Raw genomic sequence first — 16891 nt, 5'->3', positions numbered from 1 at the left:
ATGAGCTGGTCCCCGACAGCTCGCTGACGCAGGGTTCGGGCGTGGGGATCACTCAGGACGGCTTGCGAACGTCCCTGTTCGGACCGTGGCGTCGTCGCCGAGCGGGCGTCGGACCGACCACCGCTCGGTCAGCGTGCTCGCCGCCATCTTCCACTCGCCGTCTTCGACGACGTACTCGTCCGAGTACTCCCCTGCCATGACCGTTTCTGTGCGGTCGAGCAGGTTCACCTGTCGGAACTTGAGGGTCCACCGACCCGTCGCGGTCGTGTCGGAGGTGAGTGCGATGTCCGGGTGGAAGCCGTGGTGCATGTCGAGAATGACGTACTGCCCGTCGACTCTGTGCAGGGCAACCTGCTCGAAGATCTGCGCCATCGGTTCGGCGTCGTCGAACGTGCCGAGCGGGCCGTAGTCGATACGAGCGCCCTTCTGGATGAAACAACTTCGAAAACCGCTCGGGTCCTTGGCATCACACGCCCGCCAGTATCGGTACTTCAAGTGTTTGATCGCTTCGATGTGTGCAAGCTGGTCCAAGCGGCCAACGGCGTCGGTATTCGGCATGGCGCCACGATAGAGCCATCGACGTCCTGTGTATGAGGATCTGTCAGTACCGCGGTGTGGCTCTACCTTCACCGCATGAGCACTGATACGAAGGGTGGAGAGCCTGTGTCGACGTCGCGGCTGGCGTCGATGCCGCACACGATGTGGCTAGCGTGTGGATTGATGTGTACAGGTGCGAGTGTGCAGCTCATCGGCATGTTTTACGCCCTGTCGCTCGTCGAGCAGATCAGCGAGGAAGTGCGTGCGCGACATCTGATGAACGACGGTTCTGAAATCATCCAGTCACGTTCTGATGCACTGGATTCCGCGCTGGAAACCGGGACGGGCATCGGGGTTGCTCTGATCGTTGTGCTCTGCTTGGTGGCCGCGAGCCTGTGGATCGGAATGGCGTACGCCAACGCGCGAGGTCTCGGTTGGGCACGAACCACGTCGACCGTGTTCGGCCTGGTCGGGGTGGCCTTTGGGACCATGTCCCTCGCCACGAACGAGAGAGCGGTGACGGCCACGCTCGAGCTGCTGCTGGTGATGATCGAGGTGGCCGTCCTGGTCCTCCTGTGGCTTCCGTCGGCGTCCGCCTACTATCGGCGTTCATCGACGGCGGGGTGAGAGCGGCAGGGTTGACGTCGGTGGAGCCCTTCGGTGTCGCAGGGGCGAGCTGCGGGTTCGGCACAATGGAGGCATGGTCGAACAGAGCATCTGGATGCAGAAGGTCGCCGAGAACCCCAACCACTCAAACTGGTACGTGGAGCGCTTCCGCGAGCTGGCGCGTGAGGGCAACGACCTGGTCGGCGAGGCGCGGCTCATCGACGCGATGGCGGCCCGCGGGTCCCGCATCCTCGACGCCGGATGCGGTCCAGGGCGCGTCGGTGGCTACCTCGCCGAGGTTGGGCACGACGTCGTCGGCGTCGACGTCGACCCGGTCCTCATCCAGGCCGCCGAAGAAGACCACCCAGGCCCGCGCTGGCTGGTGAACGATCTCGCCGAACTCGACCTCCCGGCCCGCGGCATCTACGAGCCGTTCGACCTCATCGTCTCCGCCGGCAACGTGATGGCGTTTCTCGCGCCGAGCACCCGAGTGACCGTCCTCGAGCGACTGCGCGCGCATCTTAGTGACGACGGCCGTGCTGTCATCGGGTTCGGCGCTGGTCGGGACTACTCGTTCGACGAGTTCCTCGAGAACGCCACCACCGCCGGCTTCGCTCAGGATCTCTTGCTCGAATCGTGGGACGTCCGGCCGTTCACAGACAAGTCGGAGTTCCTCGTGGCGGTCTTGCGAGTCGCGTAATCGGTTGCGTGGGAACGCTACTGTCGACGCGAGCAGCACGACCACGGTATCTCCGGCGGGTTCGGTTTGTTCAATCCTCCCCGACGAACGTCCCCTCGGTGATCTCGACGTTCCGACGATAGTTGCTGCCGCATCCGCCAGCGCTCGGTCAGCCGGGACGCGGCGATCTTCCACTCGCCGATCGGGGTTGGTGGGTGACACGGCGGGCGAACAGCAACCGCAAAGACGCTAGCGGACTCCGTGCGGCCACAGAGCTCGCTGGTTCGGCAGTCCTCTGTCGATTGAGCTCCGCTCGCCCTCTATGCCGCGTCATAATGTCCGAGCGGACCCGTACACGCTCCGGACCAGCGATGGACGTGGGTGCCGAAGCCTACAGACACGTCTACCGGGAGATGGTCCTCATGCGATTTGTTGGCATCGGAGTTGCGACGGTCGCAGTGTTCTGTGCACATAGCCCTGGAACCGCGGAGGCGTTGCCATCGTCGGTGCACCGCGACGGCGGTCCCAGCTATGAACACGAGCTAGGCAAAGACTCAGCCGACGGGCAGCTCTACTGCTCAGGACTGACTGCCTCCAGGACGAGTAAGGCACTGACGCGCGCGCCGAGCGTCCAACTTGGAACACCATGCGCCAAGTTGGGCGACCGGGCCCACCGACTCCAGACCGACAGCGTCGCCACTTGCCGGCACACGCCGCAAGGGCGGCGTTGGCAATGACAGACGACGGTGGGCGCCGGCGGGCCAGCAATCGGGACGAGGCGCTCGAGATGTCCTGGTCGCAACTGCTGACCGGACCCCGACGCACGCCCGATGTAACGGCTTCCGAAGCTGCCGGCACCGGCGTGTACGCGTGGTGGGGCTCTGAGTACCTACCCTGGCCACCTGACTTCCCGCCAACGTCGATCACCATCCCACTGTATGTAGGTTTGGCCGCACCCCAGACTGTGGGCAAGCGGATTGCCAAAAACCATTTGAGCTCAACACGCCGGTCAGCACTCCGGCGCAGTCTCACCGCTCTGCTTGTCGACGACCTCAAACTCCGGCCGCACGTCGAGCGCTTACAAGCCCCCGGAAAGTTCACCCTTGCTCCCCTCGGCGAGCGAGCCCTCACCGAGTGGATGCGGGAGCACCTGTCGGTCTCCTGGCTCGCGACCAACAGACCCGGACCGGTGGAGGCGGCGGTGATCGCGGAACTCCTTCCTCCACTGAATGATGTCCACGCGACTGGATCTCCCTATCGAAAAGGACTTCGGGAACTGCGCGCTAGAATCTCCACAGATGTTGAGGACTAGCTCCAAGCAGTCGCATGTGACTCCGGATTCGTAGGTTCACAACAACATCCGACTCAAGACGGCTTCGGGCAGAGCCTGATTGCTCGTTGCGCTGAAGGCCTTCAGTCGAAGGTAATTGGTTGAAGATGCGGCGCCGACGTATCACTGAGCACAGCCGTAGACTACCTGCTGGCTGAGCTCGAAGGTCTCGACTAGGACGGCAGTCTCTACCGAACCGACGTTCTAGCGCCGACGACGAGAAATGCGGACGCGGGCGGGATGAGCAGCGAGCTTCGTAGCCCACCGCAGAAGCACCATCGCAATATCGAAACGACTCCCGTTGCCAACGACCTTTTGAGTGTAGCTATGCGGTCGTCTTGTGATCGATTGCCGCTTCGTAGAACGCATCCGCGAGCGCAATGATGACCCCGTTGATCGCCGGGCCGTCGCTGAAGAAATAGTCGGCCATAGTGTTGTGAGCTCCCTGGTTTTCAATGACTGCCTCGGTCACGGCGGCCTGGAAATCTTGCGATTCCATGAACTGTTTCTTCGAGTTCACCGCGGTCTGGTTGACCAGGTCTGGGTAGGCGAGCAATCGCTGGACCAACCCCTGCACGAACTCCCGGATCTGTGACTGTGTGAAAGCCTCTGCGCCGAAGAGGTCATTCATCTTGTCGATGACTACCTGTAAGGCAACGAGTTTCGGCTCCTTCCGGACGCCACTTCCAGCGGCACTGATTCCCTTCAGCTGACCGTCACCCGTCAGCGAGATGTCCGTTCTGGGTCTCTGCGTGTGCTTGAGCCCGACCAAGACCACGTCCGAAAGGTCTACCTCCGCCGCCCATGCCGAGTCAGCGATGACCCTCTCCAACAACCGCAAGAAGATCGACAGCATCTCCATGTAGGGGTCGCCGTAGTCGACGATCTGGCTCATGAAGTCGTAAAGCCGGACGTAGGTGGCGATATCCTTGCGGAATAGGTCGAGTTCGTTGAGGGTGACTTTGTCGTCAGTCTCGAGTGCTGCCGCGTAGCGCCGCGCAAAGTCGTGCTTGGGCGGGCTGATCGCGGCTGAGAGTGCGTTGTTCCCCTTGCGGGTCACCCAGAGTTCGGCGACATCCCGTACCTGCTCCGGCGTGTAGATCCCGGCCTGGTCGAGCTTGGTCGCGAGGTGGACCACGACGTACGGGTCGGTCTCGGTCTCCAGGGTGGCGCCCGTGAAGTACGGCTCGAACGCAGCTCGGATGTCCTCAGGCTCGTTCACAAAGTCGATGACGAACGTCTTGCGCTTCTGCTCTCCACTCGCCGTACGGTGGGTGCGGTTAAGCCGAGAGAGCGTCTGCACCGCAGTGACTCCGGAAACCTTCTTGTCGACGTACATCGCCGAGAGCAGCGGCTGATCGAAGCCGGTCTGAAACTTGTTGGCGACCAACATGATCGTGTACGTCGTGCCCTTGAACGCCGCCGCCAGGTCGGAGCCGGCGCCAGGGTTGAGGTTGGCTTCGGTGAACTCGTCGTCCTTGCTCGGCTGCGGCCCCCACTCGGGCGCCCACTGCTCGTCCTCGTCCATCGTGACCGAGCTCGAGAAGGCGACCAGGGTGCGGTAGTTGTATGAGGCGTCCTCGGCGGCACGCTTGGTGATGTAGGCGTCGATCGCCTTCTTGTACTTCACCGCGGCCTTGCGGGAGTCGGTCACGACCATCGCCTTCGCCTTGCCCTCGAGCAGGTGGGCGACGTTGGCGTGGAAGTGCTCGACGATGATCTGCACCTTCTGGCTGATGTTGGTCGGGTGCAGCTTCACCCACCGCATCAAACCCTTACGTGCTGCTGACTCCTCCACCTCGCCATCGCCGCCGGCCTCGGCGTTGCCGGCGATCTTCAGCGCTGTGTCGTAGGTTTGATAGCCCTTGAGCACGTCGAGGATGTAGCCCTCCTCGATCGCCTGCCGCATCGAGTACAGGTGGAACGAGACCGGCTTCCCATCGATGCCTTTGCGGCCGAAAATGTCCAGGGTCTTGTTCTTCGGTGTCGCGGTGAACGCGAGGTAGGAGATGTTCTCCGACTCGGCCCGCTCGGTCATCTCCGCGGCAAGGATCGCCTCGACGTCGACCTCACCGCCCTCCTCGACCTCCTCCGCGGTCAGCACGGCCTTGAGCTTGGAGGAGATCTGGCCGGACTGCGAGGAATGCGCCTCGTCGGCAATCACCGCGAAACGGCGGCCTTTGAGCGAGGAGTCCTTGCGGATCTCGTCGAGGGCATGGGGAAAGGTCTGCACCGTCACCGCGATGATCAGCTCCCCGTTCTTGAGCGCCGTCGCCAACAGTCCGGACTTCGATTTCGCCCCGGCTTTGCGGACGTCCTCCGGACTGATCGTGGCCACGATCTTCCCGGACCCGTCGATCTGCCGGATCGCGTCCTGTAACTGCCCGTCGAGCACGGTGCGGTCCACAACCACGATCACCGAGTCAAAGACCTTCTTGTCATCGACGTGCATCCGGGCGAGCCGGTGTGCGGTCCAGGCGATGGTGTTCGTCTTCCCCGACCCCGCCGAGTGCTCGATCAGGTAACGCTGCCCCACCCCCTCTTCGCGGACGGCGGCGACGATGTTCGTCACGGCCTCCCACTGGTGGACCCGAGGGAACAGCATGCTCGTCCGCCGCACCGATGTCCCGGTGACGACGTCCCACTCTTCCTGGGTCTCGACGATCATCAGCCGGCCGATGATGCTGAGCCAGGTGTCCTTGTCCCAGACCCGCTCCCACAAGTACGCGGTCGCCGACCGCCCACCCTCGGCCGGCGGGTTCCCCGCGCCGCCCTTGTAGCCGATGTTGAACGGCAGGAAGTGCGTCTTCTCGCCCTCGAGCCGGGTGGTCATCGCGGCCAAATCGTTGGAGACCGCGAAATGCACCAGAGCTCGGTGCCCGAACGACAGCAGCGGTTCCGATCGCCCGTTGGTCATCGGGTTCCGGTCCTTGCGGTACTGGTTGATCGCCTCATCGAGCGACTGTGTGAAGTCGGTCTTCAACTCCACCGTGGCGACCGGGAGTCCGTTGACGAAGAAGACTAGGTCAATGCTGCGCTGGTCGGCGGTGGAGAAATGCACCTGCCGCATCACCCGCACCCGCATCGCCGCATACTGGGTGCTCGTGGTGGCGTTCAGGCTGGTCTCGGGACGGAACTGCGCCATCTTCAACCGGCCACCACCGATGTACTGGACCCCGTTGCGCAGGATGTTCAGCGTCCCGCCACCGTGCTCAAGAGGCTTGTCGAGCGCGGTGGTCAGCACGTCGAGGAACTTCGCCTGCGAACCCGCGGCCTTCAGCGCCTTCTCGTACGCCGTCTGCTGGGTCGCCTGCAGCCAGGCGAACAGGTCCTCGGGGAAGAGCGCCCGCTCCCGGTCGTAGCCGGTGTCGTTCACCGTGTACAGCCACCCGTGGGACTCGAGGTGGGCGCAGATCTCGGACTCGAAGACGACCTCGTTGTGAGCGGCCATCACACCATCTCCCGTACGTCGATCTGACCCGTCACCGCGGCCGTGATCAACGCCGAACGCCGCTCCTTCGAGAGCTCGATAAACAGCTCCGCCTCAGCGATAAGCGTGTCGATCTTGGCAATCTGCTCCTTGATCTGCTGTGCGACTTGGCGCTGTTCGTCGAGCGGCGGGACCGGCACCGGAATTTGCACCAATCGCGACTGCCGGATGCCCGCGACGGTCGACCCACTCGCGCCATCTCTCAAGAGAGCTTGGCCGCGGTCGCTCTCGAGGAAATACCGGAGGTAGGTGGAGTCCAGAACGTCTTCGCGACTCCGAAGCGCGAACAGACGCTGACTCAAGACCAAAGGCGCATCATTGGTAACCTGCGCAACGTTCCCCAGCGGTGCTTCCGAAGTGAGTAGCACGTCCCCTGCACGCAGCCGAACCGGCATCCACTTCTCGAACATCCAGTAGGGCACAAACCGTTCTCGCTCATCCCAAGATATCTGCCCGTTCTTGATGTGAATGGCCGAGACGACCGGCACGCCCTCGTCGGTGAAGTCGTCGGTCTTCTCCCCAACCTTGCCAGGCGTTTTGCCCCTGTGGTCGATCAGTTCCTCAAGTGCCGACCCAAGTGGCACCGTTGGATATTCCTGACCGAATGGCTCCGCCATGACAGCAACACGACGCTCGGCAAGCAAGCCGACAAGGATCTGCTGCTCCTCGATGAGCGTGTCGATGCGGGCGGTCTCGCGGTGGAGGTAGTCAGCGATCGCGCGCTGCTCGTCTGCCGCCACGAAGGGGACGGTCATCGACTGCAGGTCGCTGACGTTCAGCCTGGGAGTCCGGACATTCCCGGCCTCGGTACCGCCGATGCCCCGAACGAGGCTCGCCATCGTCGCCACAGTGAATCCACTGGTCAGGAGGTAGTTCAGCCACCGCTTGTCGACCCTCGGGTCGACTCGCAGCACAGCGTAGTCAGGGCTAACTACTCCATCTTCCGGTGCGATTCCAAGCGCTCCCTGGAACGCCCGCATCCGGTTGATGACGAGATCGCCGGCGCGACAGAGCTTGTATTTGGACAGATCCTCGGACGCTGCCCGTGTGGTCATGTCCGCCGACTCACGGCGTCGGACGCCCCAGCTGATCGAGACCGACAAGAGAGGAAGATCTCTGGCTTCCGCCCCAGCTCGGACGTCGGATTCCGTGAGGAGCCACTTGAGGCGGACCGAGTCGCTCATCCCTCGACCTCTCGCAGCAGGTCCAGAATCTTGGCGACCTGCTTGTCCAGGTCAGCGTCGATCTCGGCCAGGGTGCGGGGTGGGATGTACTTGTAGAAGTGGCGGGTGAAGGGGATCTCGTAGCCGGTCTTGGTTTTGGCCTGGTCGATCCAGGCGTCGGGGACATGGGGTTTCACTTCGGCGTCGAAGTACGCCTGAATGACCTCGACCTTGCCTGCGGCGCCAGCGTTCGAACCGCCGTACGTGAACGGGACGTTCTCGGTGTCGCGCTTCTTCGAGTCCGGCTTGGACTTACCCTTGCGGTCGACGACAGGGTTGCCATCCTCGTCGAGCAGAGGACGCTCGACGGTGATGGTCCAGTAGCCGAACTCGTCGGTGCGCAGCACCTTGGAGTAGTCCGGGTCGGCGTCGGTGAAGTCGGCATACAAGTTCACGATTTCTTTGCGGTCGGTGTCGCTGATCTCCCGCCCTTTGGAGCCGAGGTTCTTGCGCATCCTGGTCCAGAACGAGGTGCCGTCGATGAGCTGGACCAGGCCCTTGCGGTCGGGGTGCTTGGTGTTGTCGAGGATCCAGATGTAGGTGGCGATGCCGGTGTTGAAGAACATATTGGTCGGCAGCGCGACGATTGCCTCGACCAGGTCGTTCTCCAGCAGCCACTTGCGGATGTTGGAGGGTCCGGACTGGGCGGCGCCATTGAAGAGCGGAGAGCCGTTCATAACGATGCCGACGCGGCCACCGCCGTCCTCCGGGGCGCGCATCTTGTGGGCCAGATGAAGCAGGAAGAGCATCTGCCCGTCCGACGTCGCCGGCAGGCCGGGGGCGAACCGGCCGTAAGGGCCGGCTTCGTCGCGCTCTTTCGTGACGGCCTTGGCGTACTGCTTCCAGTCGACCCCGTACGGCGGATTGGACATGCAGAAGTCGAACTTCCTGTCCTTGAACGCGTCGTCAGTGAGGGTGTTGCCGAAGGCGATGTTGGTCGCGTCGTGCCCCTTGGCGATCAGGTCGGACTTGCAGATCGCGTACGACTGGCCGTTGTATTCCTGCCCGTACAGGCTCAGCTTCGCGTCCGGGTTCTGTTCGAGCAGGTGTTCCTCGGCCAGGGCGAGCATGCCGCCGGTGCCCGCGGTGGGGTCGTACAGGGTGCGGACAATGCCCGCCTCGGTCAGGTCGGCGTTCTTCTCCGCGAAGAGCAGATCCACCAGGAGCCGGATTGCGTCCCGCGGGGTGTAGTGATCACCGGAGGTCTCGTTCGCGGCCTCGTTGAACCTGCGGATGATGTACTCGAACGCATCGCCCATGTCGGCGTTGGAAACGACATCCGGGTGCAGGTCGACGGCCTTGAACGAGGTGATGACCTCGCGCAGGAGCTCGGCCTTCTCGAGGGCGAGGATTTCTTTCTTGAAGTCGAAGTACTCGAACACGTCGACATCGGGGGAGAACCGGTCGATGTAGTCGGCCAGGTTGTCCGCCAGCCCGTCGGCGTCCTGGAGGAGGTTCGCGAAGGAGTAGTTCGAGGTGTTGTAGAACGGCCGCCCGGTGGCCTTCTTGACCTCGACCTTGAGGCGATTGGGGTTGTCGTACTTCGCCGCCAGCGCGCGCACCGTCCCCCGATCGGGCTCGAGGATGCAATCGAGGCGGCGCAGGATAGTGAGCGGGAGGATCACGTGGCCGTACTGGTTGGGGCGGTAGGGACCTCGAAGTTGGTCGGCGATAGACCAGATGAAACTACCCAGGGTGCTCACAGAACTCCTCTAACGACCATGACCAAAATCTCCTTCTGTAGTGGTAGCAGGTTGCGGCCCTGACGGGAGGTGGGGCCAAGGAATAGTCCTACGTCGCACGACTAGGAGTCACGGCAAGCCCTCAGGGTCTCGTGCAATGGGCGTCGGCGCCGCCTGTATGGCGGTCCTCCACACTCTCGAACGAGATTGCGACCATGGAGATAGCGCATAGCAGTTGCGATCGGATCTCGAGTGTGTCGCGGCACATTCCCAGTTCCGTACACGACAGCATCCGAACGCGCTGCCTCGGCTCCTTCAGCGTGCGCAGCGCGACACCGCCAGAATTTCAGGCTTCCACGAGGCACGCCCCAGACGAAGCTCCGTTCAGTGCGGGTATCCGACACGACTCCCCTAGACCGACAACTGACTCCCCGACCGTCGCAACTCCGAGAACGCCTTGATCCCCGTCGAAGTAGCTGTGGCAACCGGCCGCAGATCCGGCCCGGCCTCCGTCTTCGACACCATCACCACGTTGTCGACGTATGGCTGAATCGTGCTGGTGTTCTGGACCGTCGCGACGATGATCAGCTGGAACCCGAACTTCCGGAATGCCGACAGCGCCTGCTGGGCGAACTGCGGGTCGGACTTGGAGAACGCCTCGTCGAGCATCAGCTGGGCGAAGATCGGTCGGTTGTCGTTTCCGTGCGGGCTGGCCAGGTTGAAGCTCAGGGCACCCGCAAGGCAGAAGGCCATCAGTTTCTCCTGCTCGCCGCCGGAGTTGTCGCCGGCGTTGGAGTAGGTGCGGATGGTCTCCCCCGACTCGGCGTCGTGCTCCTCGCAGTAGAAGTCGAAACGGTTGCGCACGTCGAGAGCGTCGCGCGTCCACTGGCGGTCCTCCGGGGTGTTGCCGGCGAGGCGTTCACGCAGCAGCAGGATGTCGGAGTACTGCTCGAGGATGGCCTGCTCGTCGCCGAAGCTGACCGCGGTCGCACGGTTGGAGATCTGGCGGGCCTTCTCGGTCAGCTCCTCGACAGCGGCGAGCTTCTTGCGCCCTGGACGCAGACGCAGGCGGGTGCCGCGGTTGAAGGCCACCGCACCGAGGCCGGTGTTGACGCGCTCGATCTGCTCGACGATGCGTCGTTCCTCGGCGTCGGCGGCCATGTGTAGACCGAGGATCGCGCCGGGCGCCTGCTCGGTGATCAGGCGGCGCATCCGCTCGTAGGCGGCGGGCAGTTCGCGCTCGTCGATGCGGCGGCAGACGGCGACGTAGTCGTGGAGACGTTCGTCAAAGTCATCGCTGTCGTTCGGGATGGCGTCCGGGAACTCCTCGTCGTAGGTGTCGAGGATGCGGGCCAGCTCATCGCGGGAGCGTCGAGCATCCGATCGCATGCGGTCGCGCTCACGGCTCGCGGCCTTGACGATCTCCTGGCGGTACGGCTCCGGGTTGAGTACGTCGAGAGTCGCCGAGAGGTCTTCGCGGAAGCCGTCGAGCGTCTTCTCAGCCTGCGCGGGAACGTCTTCGGGCTTGAGCCGGTCGATGAGGTCGAGGAGCTGGGTACGCCGGGAGTCCTGGCGGGCGATCTTGTCTTTGACCAGCGCGGCCTGCGAAATCGCGTTGCGCACCTGCTCCCACAGGTCTTCAGCCTTCCGCTGCAATGCCTCGACGTCGGGGTTCTCCTCGATCAGCAGGTCGTACTGATCGGTGAGCTGGTCGACCCGGTCATCGACGGAGTCGACGTCGATCTCGTTCCACTGCGTGAACTGCTCGCACACACGGCGATACGCGTCGCGTCGTCGTTCCTTGGCGCTGCGCTCCCGGTCGAGCTCGGCGCAATCCTGGCGGGCATCCTCGAACGCCCGCTCCTCGTACTCGAGTTCGTCGCGCAGCGCGGCGATCTTGGACGCGACGTCGCCGACGAAGATGTACTGCGACCGGCGCAGCTGCTGGCGATCGTCCTTGACCGCGAGCTTCGCCGAATCCTTTCGCAGGCCTTGGTCGGTGACGGCCTTGGCGTGCTGAGAGAACTCGCCGGGACTGTCGACGCACATGTGGTTGCCCAGCTTCGACAGGACCGTCATCGCCTCGGCGGCGCACGGGTGCGACGCATCGACGGGACGCAGCTTCGAGGCCAAGGTGCCCGGCTCGACCGCAGGCATCGGGCGAGAGTCGGCCTGATGCAGCTGGATCCGGCCGCGCATGTCGTGCGAGTTCACGAAGCGCAGGGCGGCGCGGAAATGCTTGTCGGGCACCAGCAGACGCAGACCCACGTTCCGCAGCACCTTCTCGACGGCCAGGCGCCAGCGCTCTTCGTCGGGGTCGAGTTCGACGAGTTCGGCGACGTAGCGCAGCTCGGATTCGTCGATCTGAAGCCCGTGGGCGATGACGCGACGCATCTCGTGCTCGGTCCGTGGCAGTGCGGAGCCGGCGTTCTCGACGCGACCGAGCTCCTCCATCGCTGCGTCGCGGCGGGTTCGCGCAGCGACCTCGCTGGCCAGCGCCTCGGCATAGTGCGCGCGTCCGGCGTCGAGCTGGCCGTCGATCTTGGCGGCCTCCTCGGTGAGTTCTTCGCGCAGCAGCCAAAATCCCTCGGCCCGGGTGGGTGGGGTGAAGCCGAGCGCGGAGACCTTGTCCTCGTACGCGTTGCGTCGGGCGGTGACCTCGGTGCTGAGCTTCTGTGCGCCGCCGAGCTGTTCGCGCAGTGGGGCGAGGTCGCCGGTGGAGGTGGCGATCCGGGACAGCAGCAGGCTGTGGTCCTGGCGGAGCTGGTCGTGCTGGGTGGTCAGCGCGGCGAGATCACCGTCGAGGCGGGTGATCTGGTCGTCGAGGTCGGCGACCTCCGGCTGAGCGTTATGGATCCGCAGGTTGTTGACGTAGCTGCGGATGGTGGTGTTGTCGATCGTGTCGAGGACGGAGAAGGTGGCCGCCTCCCCCGCGTACCGCTCGTGCACCTCCTCGATGTTGCCCAGGATGGTGCGCTTGCGCCGCGCGACGTCGAGCAGTTCCCGCGCTTCGACGAGCGGGTCGATCTGGTCGAGTGCGTCGGCGATCCCGACGATGCTGGTCGGGGCGTCGAGCATGAACTCCCGCACGAACTGCGCGAGACCACCGACGCTCTTGAGCGACTTGGCCTTTCCGAGGAGCTGCTGGGCGGCGTCCGAGCCGCGGATGCCGATGAGCGAGTACAGCGTCGAGAGGTACTTGCCCTCGCCGGGTCCGCCGCGCCAGCCGCGGTCGCGAAACCTGGCCGAGTTGTAGTTGTTGGCGGCCCACTCGTTGCAGGCCTCGACGATGTCGGCGTCGCCGTCGTAGATGAAGTACGAGCTGTGCGCGTCGGTCATCTTGCCCGCGGCAAGCCATTTGAGCACGAGGCCGGTGATGGCCTCGCCGGAGCTGGAGGTGTAGGTGACCGAGATGGCCGCCCATGCCGGACCGGTGCCACGCAGGTACATGATCTCGCGGTGGGCGTTGGTGCCGTCGCGCCGCTCACCCCACGCGCCGCGCACGTACTTGCCGACCGTGCGTTTGCCGCTGGACGACCCGGCTGCCGTCGCGTCGCCGGAGGCGTTGAAGTTGCGCCGATGATCCGGCAGAAACGCCAGCGAGATCGCGTCTAGCAACGACGACTTACCGCTACCCGACGACCCGGTGATCAGAGAACCGTTGGGACTGAACGGGATCGAGTGATACCCGTCGAACACGCCCCAGTTGATCAGCTGCAACCGGGACAGGTGGTACTGGTCGACCTGCCCGCTCACCAGTCGTCTCCTTCGTCGTTCTCGCCGTAGGCGCCATCCAGATCGTCTGGGTCGTCGTCGCGTTCCGCAGGCTCGTCGGCGAGGTCCTCCGGTGGTACTTCCCCGGTGTCACCGGATCCGATGAACTGCTCGAACTGCCTTTGTAGATCGGTGATCACCGACGCCGTCATCACCGCGGAGATCACCGGACTGACGATGAAGGTGTCGGCGTCGTCGCGCTGCTTGCGCAGGAACTCAAGTTCCTCCATCTTGTCGAGGGCGCGTTCGATGCGCTTGTCGAAGAGCGCGAGGTCGCGGTCGATGGTGTTGGTGACGCCGGCGAAGAGCTCGTGGATCTCCTCGCGGGTGATCAGGACCGGCTCGTCGCGCGCGGCGCGCACGTACTTGGCCAGGTGCAACGCCAGGATGGCGTCGTAGGTGTGAATCGTCTCGCGCTTGAGGATCTTTCGGCCCCAGCGGGAGTCGTAGCCCGCCTGCTCGACGAAGGCGACCTGCAGTTCGTCGACGATGCGCAGGCGCAGGTCGAGTTCGGAGAGGCGCCCGCGCAGCACGTCCTGGTACTCGGCCACCCACGACCACAGCTGCGGCTGCCGGTCTCCGCTGATGTAGCGGCGGGTCAACAGGTTCTGCAGCGCCCAGCACGCGCGGTCGGGCAGCTCGCTGACGTCGCCGTCGAAGCGCGGTGCGTTCGGCGTGTGCGACGCCGCGCGATTGGCGACGGTGGGGAGGTCGTCGAAGCCGGCGAATTCGTCGGGCACGCTCCCAGCGGAGTCCCGCGTGCTGGGGTCCCCGGTACTGGTGTCCCCGGTACTGGTTTCTGGGGTGGTGGTCATTCGGCGTCGACCTCCGCAGTCGGAATCGGTTCGGTGAAGGTCAGGTCGGGCACTTCGATGGCGTGGTCGTCGCCGATGAGGGACCGGAATCGCACGGTGGTCATCGGCACCTTCTCCCCTACCGCTTGCTGTTTGGAGGCCCACGACCACAGGACGATGACGTGCGCGAGGTAAGGCTCCTCGAGCCCTTCGATGACGTCGGCGAGAGCGACCGGCCCGGCGGCGACCGCGGCGTTCACCGTGTCGGTGAGTTCGGTGGTGTCGACCTGCCCCGACAGCGACGCGAACGATGTGAGATCGGCGTCGACGCCGGCCGGAAGCGCGGGCGCAGGTGGGACGTGCTCGCGGATCTCGAAGGCGAGCCGGCCGATCGAGTTCACGGTCGGCGCGGCGAGCGGTAGCTCGTATCCGATACGACGGTCCGCGAGGGACGTCTTGAGCAGTTCGTTGGCAGTGGCGAGGGCGTCGTTCAGCTGACGGGCCAGGCCGCGGCTCTGCTCGAGCGTCCCGGACGCGACGAAGCGTCGAATACGGCGTGCACAGCGCTGCCTGGTGCGCCCGACCTCCGCCATCTGGTGGGTCACGAGACCGAAGAAGTTGTCCATCACCGACCGCAGCCCCGCGTCCATGCCCGGGAAGTTGACGACAATCGTCTCGATGTCGGCTTTGAGGCGAGCGCGGCGTTCCGGGTCCTGGATCATCTGCGAAAACGCCTGGTACGACGCGGACTGCGGCGAATCGAGAAGGGCCTCGTAGTCGTCGAACAGTTGTCGCTGACGGTCGCGGTAGGCGAGGTCGGAGTCGCCCGGGTCGTCGAGCAGCGCTGTGGTGATGCGGTCGAGCATCGTGCCGTACTGGCCGATGTCGGAGATGATCTGCTCCATCTGATAGCCGATGGTGCGCGCGGCGTCCTCGGCGATCCGAAGGTCGACCGGGGGGCGGCGGCCCGCGTCGAGGTCGGCGAGTTCGGCGTCGAGGTCGGACATCTGTGCTTCGATGTCGGAGCGGATCTGATCGGGGTCGTTGCTGACCTGACCCGCCACGCGGTGGAGTTCGGCCGCGATGCCGGTGATCGAGCCGCCCGTCGCGATGGAGTCCTCGCGCCGCTGGCGTCGCATGAAGTCCAGGACCGAACGCGCCTCGCTGGTGAGATGGCACAGGTTGGGGGCGTCCGGGTCGGAGGCGTCGGTCACGCGGTGCAGCCAGCCCTGGCGGGCCCACATCTTGACGAGTTCGAGGCCGTTGGCCTGATCGGTGAGTTCGAGGTCGGCGAGGTCGCGGTCCAGGCGCACGGTCAGCTCGGTCTCCGACAGTTTGGTGCCGTAGTCGAGGTGGCGTTCCATCAACGTCACGTAGAGGGCCGAGTTGGTGGCGGCGAACAGGCGGCCCACCGCCGACTTCTGGATCGTGCGGTTCGATTCCCACGCCTCGGCCAGCGTGACCTGCGCAGACGAGGTCTGTCGCGACTCGCCTGGGGCCTCGACCGGAGCCGGGAAGGCTGAAAACTCCATCGCCGCCTCACGGGGATCTCGGGGACTAGAGGACCCGGGTAGTCTGCCACGCGTCGTGGCCGCAGCCCCACCCGGTGGGTCGCGCGTCCAGCCGCGCCCCGGCACTCTCGTTACCCTGGGCGGCATGGTGATGGCAGATCGTCCCGAGGTCCAGACCGCGTCCGGACCGGTGACCGCGCTCGCCGTCGTGGGACTCGCGCAGAGCATGCTCAACGGGCTGGCGCGGGTGCCGTTCCGCAAGCCGTGGGCGGGCCCGTCGGGACTGCTCGACAACCTCGGCCAGTCGGTCACCCGGCAGACGATCCGCGCGTTCATGGGCTACTCGATGGGGCTGCCGATCGAGGAGTTCCGGTCGATGGAGAAGATCCTCGACGACGTGTGTCGCGTCGTGATGCCACCATTCGTCGAACTGACCGACGGGGTCGAACTCACCGACGACATCGTCGGCGGCGTTCCCGGGCTGTGGTGTCGCGCCAAGGCGAGTTCCGACGCCTACGTCGACGATTGTGACGACAAGCAGGAGATCGGCGCCACCATCCTGTACCTCCACGGCGGCGGGTACATCGGCACGTCGCCGATCATGTACTCGGCCTTCGCGGCATCCCTCGTGCGCATCACCGGCCACGAGGTCTTCATCGCCGACTACCGGATGGCACCCGAATTCCCATTCCCCGCAGGCGTTCACGACGCCGCAGACGTGTACCGGGGATTGTTGGGGCGCGGCGTCGATCCTGATCACGTCATCGTCGCCGGCGACTCCGGAGGCGGCGGGCTCGCCGCGTCGCTGGTCGCCTACCTTCATGACCACGACCTGCCACGACCGGGCGCGCTGGCGTTGTTCTCGCCGGAGATCGACCTCGACCTCGACCATCCGTCCATCACCGAGAACGCCCAGTACGACATCCTCCCCTGGAGCATCCCGGTGACTCCGTACCTCCACGGTGTCCAACCGAACGATGCGCGGGTGTCTCCCATCAACGGCGAACCCGACCCGTCGTGGTTCCCGCCGACGTTCGTCTGCTGGGGCGGTAGCGAGATGTTCCGCGACGGCATACGCGACTTCGCGGCCCGGCTCGAGGCGTCGGAGGTGCCGACGCACGCCATCGAAGAACCCGGCATGTTCCACGTGTTCCCCATCCTCATGCCGTGGGCTGAGGCGTCGAAGAGGGTGTTCCGGGCACTGAACGAGCTCGCCGACGGGCACGTGGCCGCCGACCCGGAGGCCGCGCAGACGCACTGAGCGG

11 protein-coding genes are annotated in these 16891 nt (G+C 64.8%); 4 read left to right on the top strand and 7 right to left on the bottom strand.

Features of this window, described 5'->3' with window-relative positions; genetic code table 11:
* Positions 1-48: 48 nt before the first annotated feature.
* Entirely contained in the window at positions 49-558 is a 510-nt protein-coding gene (locus ACSUZC_RS12085; protein WP_439028793.1) for a nuclear transport factor 2 family protein, read from the bottom strand.
* Positions 559-738: 180 nt separating this feature from the next.
* Here ACSUZC_RS12085 and ACSUZC_RS12080 point away from each other — a divergent pair, with 180 nt between their 5' ends.
* The 3 genes from ACSUZC_RS12080 (at position 739) to ACSUZC_RS12070 (ending at position 3134) form a co-directional block, all read left to right on the top strand.
* Positions 739-1164, top strand: coding sequence for a hypothetical protein (locus ACSUZC_RS12080; RefSeq protein ID WP_439028792.1), 426 nt, complete (start codon positions 739-741; stop codon positions 1162-1164).
* A 73-nt stretch (positions 1165-1237) separates the two neighbouring features.
* Positions 1238-1843, top strand: a complete 606-nt coding sequence (locus ACSUZC_RS12075) for a class I SAM-dependent methyltransferase (RefSeq protein ID WP_439028791.1) — start codon at positions 1238-1240, stop codon at positions 1841-1843.
* A 625-nt stretch (positions 1844-2468) separates the two neighbouring features.
* Positions 2469-3134 (top strand): GIY-YIG nuclease family protein, encoded by a 666-nt coding sequence (locus tag ACSUZC_RS12070; RefSeq protein WP_439028790.1) that lies wholly within the window; start codon positions 2469-2471, stop codon positions 3132-3134.
* Between the two features lie 343 nt (positions 3135-3477).
* On the opposite strand, the gene ACSUZC_RS12065 is transcribed toward ACSUZC_RS12070, so the two are convergent.
* The 6 genes from ACSUZC_RS12065 to ACSUZC_RS12040 form a co-directional block, all read right to left on the bottom strand.
* Positions 3478-6603, bottom strand: a complete 3126-nt coding sequence (locus tag ACSUZC_RS12065) for a type I restriction endonuclease subunit R (RefSeq protein ID WP_439028789.1) — start codon at positions 6601-6603, stop codon at positions 3478-3480.
* Positions 6603-7826, bottom strand: coding sequence for a restriction endonuclease subunit S (locus ACSUZC_RS12060; protein ID WP_439028788.1), 1224 nt, complete (start codon positions 7824-7826; stop codon positions 6603-6605). Before ACSUZC_RS12060 ends, ACSUZC_RS12065 begins: the two co-directional genes overlap by 1 nt.
* The gene (locus ACSUZC_RS12055) at positions 7823-9568 is read right to left on the bottom strand and encodes an N-6 DNA methylase (RefSeq protein ID WP_439028787.1); all 1746 of its coding nucleotides are present in this window, start codon (positions 9566-9568) and stop codon (positions 7823-7825) included. The genes ACSUZC_RS12060 and ACSUZC_RS12055 overlap by 4 nt, the downstream gene beginning before the upstream one ends.
* 390 nt (positions 9569-9958) lie before the next feature.
* The gene (locus ACSUZC_RS12050) at positions 9959-13303 is read right to left on the bottom strand and encodes an ATP-binding protein (protein WP_439028786.1); all 3345 of its coding nucleotides are present in this window, start codon (positions 13301-13303) and stop codon (positions 9959-9961) included.
* Positions 13300-14136 (bottom strand): DUF4194 domain-containing protein, encoded by an 837-nt coding sequence (locus tag ACSUZC_RS12045; protein WP_439028785.1) that lies wholly within the window; start codon positions 14134-14136, stop codon positions 13300-13302. Before ACSUZC_RS12045 ends, ACSUZC_RS12050 begins: the two co-directional genes overlap by 4 nt.
* Positions 14133-15647, bottom strand: a complete 1515-nt coding sequence (locus tag ACSUZC_RS12040) for a DUF3375 domain-containing protein (protein ID WP_439028784.1) — start codon at positions 15645-15647, stop codon at positions 14133-14135. The genes ACSUZC_RS12045 and ACSUZC_RS12040 overlap by 4 nt, the downstream gene beginning before the upstream one ends.
* Before the next feature lie 124 nt (positions 15648-15771).
* Here ACSUZC_RS12040 and ACSUZC_RS12035 point away from each other — a divergent pair, with 124 nt between their 5' ends.
* A complete protein-coding gene (locus tag ACSUZC_RS12035; RefSeq protein WP_439028783.1) occupies positions 15772-16887 on the top strand; it encodes an alpha/beta hydrolase in 1116 nt (371 codons plus the stop codon).
* Positions 16888-16891: the final 4 nt, after the last annotated feature.

The sequence above is a fragment of the Gordonia terrae genome (genome assembly GCF_051789125.1).
Taxonomy (GTDB): Bacteria; Actinomycetota; Actinomycetes; order Mycobacteriales; family Mycobacteriaceae; genus Gordonia; species Gordonia terrae_A.
Note: the sequence above shows the minus strand (reverse complement) of the source record. Positions and strands in the feature narration are given on the sequence as shown.